The sequence below is a fragment of the Arcicella sp. genome (assembly GCF_964672035.1).
Genome location: NZ_CBABQS010000061.1, coordinates 22,152 through 28,880 on the forward strand (window position 1 = coordinate 22,152; position 6,729 = coordinate 28,880).

Here is a 6,729-nt window from a genome sequence, read left to right on the forward strand (position 1 = left end):
AATTGTTTTTTAAGTTATCAAATCAGTATAATTTAGACTGATTTACAATTACTTTTTAAACCTTACAGTTTTAAACCATCTAAATAGTAGATTAATCATTACTTTAAATATATTACCAGCCACTATATAATTTAAAATATGCAAGTGAACCTACTAAGTTTTAGTACAAAAGATGAAAATTCTGACTTTACTAAGCATAAAACATTAATTGAAATATTTAAAAAAACGGTTGAAAATTATAAAGAGAAAGTAGCCCTACACTTCAAAAATGAGGAATTAAGCTATTACGAACTTGACCAGTATAGTGATTTTGTTGCTCAATCACTCATTGAATCTGGGACAATGCAGGGTGATTTGATTGGGGTTTATTTGCCTCGTGGGCTTGATTTACATATTACGATTTTAGGTATTTTAAAAGCAGGTGCAGGTTACATTCCATTTGATATAGAAACACCAATCGAAAGAGTTGTTGACATACTTGCGGGATTGAGCGTCAAAAAATGTTTTTCTGAAACCAATATCTCTCCAAAATTTAAAAACATTACGCCTATTAAGAATAAGTTACTTAACAATAATTGCCCCAACTTCTCCAACCCATCTGAAATAGCCTATATTATCTTCACTTCTGGCACTACTGGCAAACCCAAAGGTATTCCTATCAAACATTACCAAATCTGTCATCTTATTCAAGCTGAAAATAGTGTTTTATCAATAAATGCACAAGACCACGTCTATCAAGGTTTCTCAGTATCGTTTGATATGTGGTTTGAAGAAACTTGGATAAGTTATTTGGTAGGTGCAACGCTCTATATTTCTGATGCTAATACAGCCAAATCTTTTGATAAACTGCATCAGTTTATGAATCAACACAAAATTAGTGTGTTGCACGCAGTCCCAAGTTTATTAGCCCTTATAGATAGTCAAATTCCTTCTTTACGATTAATAAATGCAGGCGGAGAGGCTTGCAATAATAATATTGTTAATAAGTGGGCAAAACCTGAAATTTCCTTTTTTAATAGTTACGGTCCAACCGAAACAACGGTTACTTCCTCGCTCATTCAACTGAAACCAGGAGATGAAATTTCCATTGGTTTTCCATTACCAAATTATGAAATGTGTATTGTGAATGAAAACCTCGAAGCAGTTCCAATTGGGACAAGCGGTGAGTTAGTTATTAGCGGTATAGGATTAAGCGAAGGTTATCTGAATCTCCCCGAATTAACCAAAAATGTTTTTTTAGCCAAACCTGAATCGCTTTCTGAGATGGTTGGAGATAGAATTTATTTGTCGGGCGACGTAGGAGTAATGCAAGAAAACGGCAGTTTTAAGGTGTTTGGAAGGAAAGATGACCAAATAAAAATTAGAGGTTATCGAGTGGAATTAGGCGAAATTGAGGCGAAGTTAAATGCAATTTTTACCGTAAAAAAAGCAGTAATAGATGTCCGAAAAATCAATGCCATTGATCAATTGATTGCTTTTATAAAATGTAATCCAAACGAAAATTTAGATGAAAAATATTTAAGGAACGAATTGAATAAGGTTTTACCTGTTTATATGGTTCCCAATTTTTTTGTCGAAGTAGAAGATTTTAGTTATCTGACAAGTGGGAAAGTTAATAAAAAGGAACTTCCAGCATTTAATCCTTATGCCAATTCAACTGAGCAGAACACTACATTTATTGCAGAATATTCGACTAATCCCTTATTAGAACAAATCGCTTTAAAACTGTCAAATTTATTTCCAGGACAAAATATTGAAAAGGAAAACGACTTTTTTAATGGTTTAGGAGGGCATTCGCTTTTGGCCGCTTATTTTGTTTCCGAGGTCAGAGAAATAAAAGGAATGGAGAATGTTTCAATTATGGATGTTTATGAGAATCGTCCCATTGAAAAGCTGTTTTCATATTGGAAGGATAATATTTCTACCTTAAAAGAAGTAAAAAACGAAGACTTTCAAGCAGTATCAAAACTTAATTACTATTGCTGTTGGCTCGCCCAATCCTTCGCCCTTTTGTTTATCTATGGCTTAGTTGCCACTCAAATATTCTTGCCATATTTGGGCTATTATGTAGCAGCACTTGAATTAGAAGGACATTTATTGCCCATTATTATTGCCATTTTACTCTACTGTATTGTCATTCCAGTTTCATCTTTCTTAGTCATACTATTAAAAAAATGCTTTATTGGTAAATTAAGTGAAGGTGATTTTCCAATGTGGGGTTTAACCTATTTTAAGTGGTGGTTTCAAAAGCGTTTATTCACTTTAATTCCAAAAGAAACGGTTAGCAACACGCCTTTATTCCCGATTTTATTAAAATGGATGGGAGTAGCGGTTGCCGAGGATGCTCAATTAAGCAATTTTGAAATTGGAGCAGAAGATTTAGTTTCAATCGGAAAAAATGTAACGATTAGTTCAAATGTAGTATTAAATAATGCTTGGGTAGAAAATGGTTTACTCAAATTACGTAAAATAACGATTGAAGATGATGCTTATATCGGTACAAGTGCAGTTGTAAGTGGCCGATGTTCTTTGAAAAGAGGCAGTGAATTAAAAGACTTATCATGTTTAGCAAAAGAGCAAATAATTCCAGCGTTACAAACTTGGGGCGGCAGTCCAGCAAAACTTTCTTTTAGTAAAGAAACATTTACCGAGCGGAATGTTATTCCCAAAAAAACTTTCAAGAAATATAAGTTGCTGTTTCTTATGTTAGTATTTCTATTTCCTATCGTGGTAATTTTGCCATTAACTCCTTCCATTATCATACTTTATACGTTAGATGAAAACGCAGATTTTTATTCATTTTACTACCTTTTACAAACACCACTCTTTTCATTATCTTATCTGCTTTTATTTGTTATTGAAATCATTTTGTTAAGCAAACTATTAAGGAAAAATATAAAAGAAGGCACCTTTTCGATTTACAGCCCAGTGTACCTTCGAGTATGGTTTTTAGACCAACTATTTTCTCTTTCTTTGAATGTAATTAAACCCATTTTTGCAACAATTTTTATTACCTCAATATATCGATTGCTTGGAGCAAAAGTCGGTGAAAATACTGAAATTTCGACGGCCTCAAATGTTACACATCATTTGCTTGAAATTGGTGATGGATCATTCGTTGCCGATGATGTGGTCTTGGGCGAAAGTGAAGTGAAAAATCAAGAAATTACGCTCATAAAAACAATCATTGGTAATAAAAGCTTTGTTGGTAATAGTGCTTTAATTCCGCAAGGTTATGAGCTTGGTAATAATATGCTCATTGGCGTATTGTCAGTGCCGCCTACAAATGAGCAATTTGAAAATACTAAAGCATTAGATTGGTTTGGTTCGCCCGCTATTTCTTTGCCTCGTCGGGAAATTCGAGACGACTATCCAGCTCATTTAACTTTTCAGCCAAGTAGATACAGGAGAATAGCAAGGGGAATTGTCGAGTTTATCAGGATTTTGATACCGCAATCTGTTATTCTAAGTTTGAGTATTTTATTCATTGCCTACGTTCATGACTTAATTACGCAACATAAAATTGAAGAAATCTTGATTTTGTTTCCATTTTACTATTTAGGTTTTGTGGCAATACCGTGTTTCTTAATATCCCTTATGCTTAAATGGATATTAATTGGGAGATATAAAACTGCTGAATACCCCATGTGGACTTTATCAGTTTGGATGACAGAAGCTGTAACGTCAATTTATGAAGCATTAGCCATTCCGTTCTTTTTGATTTATTTGAAAGGAACACCTTTTTTACCAATTATGCTAAGGTTGATGGGCGTTAAAATTGGGAAAAGAGTTTTTTTAGACACAAGTGATTTGACAGAATTTGATATGGTCACGATTGGTAATGATTGTGCCTTAAACACAGACTCTGGCCCTCAAACGCATTTGTTTGAAGATCGAGTAATGAAAATAGGTAAAATTGAAATAGGAGCTGAAACTTCAATTGGAGCAAAAAGCGTAGTTTTGTACGGTTCAAAAATTGAAAAAAATTGCCAAATTGAAGCACTTTCACTGGTCATGAAAGGTGAAAAATTGCCTGAAAAAACAAATTGGTCTGGCATACCAATCAAAATACAATAATTGATAAACTCAAAATAATGAAAAAATATATTCTATTAGTTCTTTTATTCTTCGTATTTGGTACACTGTTTGGTCAAAATGCACAAAATCAGAAACCTTTTATTTTTAAATTTGGCGTGAGTTACTTAGACAATTACGTATATAATGGGCGAAGTGATTCATTAAAAACACCTTATTTTATTCCATCTTTGACTGTTGTATATGATTCAGCACTTACGATTAACGGTAACTTTTACTATATAACGCAAGGAGAAGATGTAGGTCTTGACTTTTTAGAGCTGAACGCTTCCTACGAATTTGATATTACAAAGAAATTATCTACTGGAATTTATGGAACAAAATATTTATATAACGGTAGTTCTAATGCAATTACAGGAAATATTAATGCTATATTAGGAGCAAACTTTGATTATGATTTTGATTTATTTGAGTTAAATATAGGCACGTATTTTTTGTTTACAAATAATCATACAGATATAAACTTTAATCCAGGAATTGAGCGAAAAGTTGTTTTCGGAGCAAAACAAGAATGGAAATTACTGCCAAGTTTTTATGTAAATTTCAGTACTTTAAATTTTTATGATGGATTTTCAACTCGAACAGCCACCAGAAGATTAACCAAAGCTAATAACTCTAATTATACTAAGGTTGAATCTGTAACATCAGTAACGGACGTAGGAATGAAGCTCTTAGACTATGAACTAAGTTTACCATTGAGTTATGAAAATAATAGATGGGGTGTTTTGCTCCAACCCACACTTGCTTTTCCTAAAAATACTATTCACACGAATACTCAAACAATTAGATTATTATCCAATGGGACTACCCAAGTTGTTTCCAATAGAGATAACACTCCTTATTCAGAAAAGAATTTAAACTCAATTTTTTATACACAGCTTTCTGTATTTCTAAAGTTTTGATGGGCATACTTAACTAAAAACAACTCAATCGCCCGCCATCAACGGGCAAATTCACGCCATTGATATACGCTGCGGCTGGACTACACAAAAAGGCAACGGCTGCCGCAAATTCATGCGCTTCCCCAAAGCGTCCAACGGGAATATCCGAACGCATCATGTCTTCTACCTCATCGACTGAAATATCGGCGTTTTTTGCTCTGGAATTTACCACAAAATCTAAGCGTGCCGTTTTGGTGTACCCTGGCAATACATTATTGACGGTAATCCCAAATTCTCCCAACTCATTTGCCAAGGTTTTAGACCATGAAGCCACCGCCCCACGAGTCGTATTTGATACGCCCAAACCATTAATTGGCTGTTTTACGGAGGTAGAAATGATGTTGATAATTCTACCAAATTGCTCCGATTTCATGCTTGGAACGCACGCTTGCACGAGGACATGATTGCAAATCAAATGATTAGAAAATGCTTGTGTAAATTCCACTACATTTGCATCAATGATTGGCCCACCCGCTGGTCCGCCCGTATTATTTACTAAAATATGGACAATGGGATTCGCTTTCAAGTGATTTTCGATTCCTGCTTTCAATTCGGCAGGCTTGGAAAAATCTGCCACAAAATAAGAATGTTTTTGCCCTTGTGAACTATCCAAGCGGTGAAGCGTTTCATTGAGTGTATCTTCATTGCGAGCCACAAGCGTTACATTTGCGCCAAGTAAAGCCAATTCAATGGCAGAGGCACGCCCAAGCCCTTGTGTGCTACCGCATACGATGGCGTTTTTATTTTTTAAATTTAAATTCATTTTATCAGTTATCAGTTATGAGTTTTTACTTTGTTATTCACTCCTCAGAACTAAAATATTTCGTAAATATACTGAACGAAATGTACTTTGTACTAAATCCTAAAACCCAATCCCAAAAACCTCGACAAATATGCCAAATCTATCATACCGGAGTAATGAAAAAGAATTGATTGACGACCTCGAACTGGATAATGACGCACTTCGTCAGAATTTAGAAGAATTGGCGTTGATAAATAAATATTTGGGCGGTAACCAAGTGACAACCAGCGGACTATCTCGTTTGATGTTTGATGTTCGAAATTCGATTTCGGATGTTCGATTTTTGAAACTTGATTTAGAAGAAAATGGTGATAGTTCCTTGATAAAGTCCCAATCGAATGTCGAAGAAGAACTCTTGAAAAACGAAAACCGAAAATCGAAGATCGAAATCGCCGACCTCGGCTGTGGCGGAGGAGATATGCTGATGGTGATGGCAGATTGGGCGAAAAAAAAGGGAATCAACGCTCAGTTTATCGGGATTGATGCCAACGATTTTATGATTGATTTTGGCACAAAAAGAACCTCTAACTATCAGAATATTAGTTATTTACACCAAGATATTTATTCGGAAGAATTTAAAGTAAAATCCTTCGATATCGTTACGATGACGCTTTTTTGTCATCATTTTTCCGATGAAAACCTCGTAAAACTTTTTCAACAACTCAAAAAACAAACTCGCATCGGAATTGTTATTAATGATATTCACCGCCATTGGTTTGCCTATCATTCCATCGCTTGGATCACGAAACTTTTTTTGAAATCTTATCTCGTAAAAAACGATGCAAAACTTTCCGTTTGGCGGGCTTTTGTTCGGAAAGATTTGGAAAAAATCATTCAAAAAGCAGGCTTTACGAAATATTCTATTCGCTGGAAATGGGCATTTCGATGGGA

Annotated in this window: 4 protein-coding genes; 3 read left to right on the forward strand and 1 reads right to left on the reverse strand. The window is 34.6% G+C overall.

The window, feature by feature from the left end; all coding sequences use genetic code 11:
• Positions 1 to 138: 138 nt before the first annotated feature.
• The gene (locus AC1W31_RS15115; RefSeq protein WP_481735312.1) at positions 139 to 4,077 is read left to right on the forward strand and encodes a Pls/PosA family non-ribosomal peptide synthetase; all 3,939 of its coding nucleotides are present in this window, start codon (positions 139 to 141) and stop codon (positions 4,075 to 4,077) included.
• Positions 4,078 to 4,094: 17 nt separating this feature from the next.
• Positions 4,095 to 4,997 (forward strand): hypothetical protein, encoded by a 903-nt coding sequence (locus tag AC1W31_RS15120; RefSeq protein WP_481735313.1) that lies wholly within the window; start codon positions 4,095 to 4,097, stop codon positions 4,995 to 4,997.
• A gap of 13 nt (positions 4,998 to 5,010) precedes the next feature.
• Here the strand turns inward: AC1W31_RS15120 and AC1W31_RS15125 are convergent, their stop codons facing one another.
• A complete protein-coding gene (locus AC1W31_RS15125) occupies positions 5,011 to 5,799 on the reverse strand; it encodes an SDR family oxidoreductase (protein WP_481735314.1) in 789 nt (262 codons plus the stop codon).
• 130 nt (positions 5,800 to 5,929) lie between these two features.
• Here AC1W31_RS15125 and AC1W31_RS15130 point away from each other — a divergent pair.
• On the forward strand, positions 5,930 to 6,729 hold an 800-nt coding region (locus tag AC1W31_RS15130; RefSeq protein ID WP_481735315.1), incomplete at its 3' end, for a methyltransferase domain-containing protein.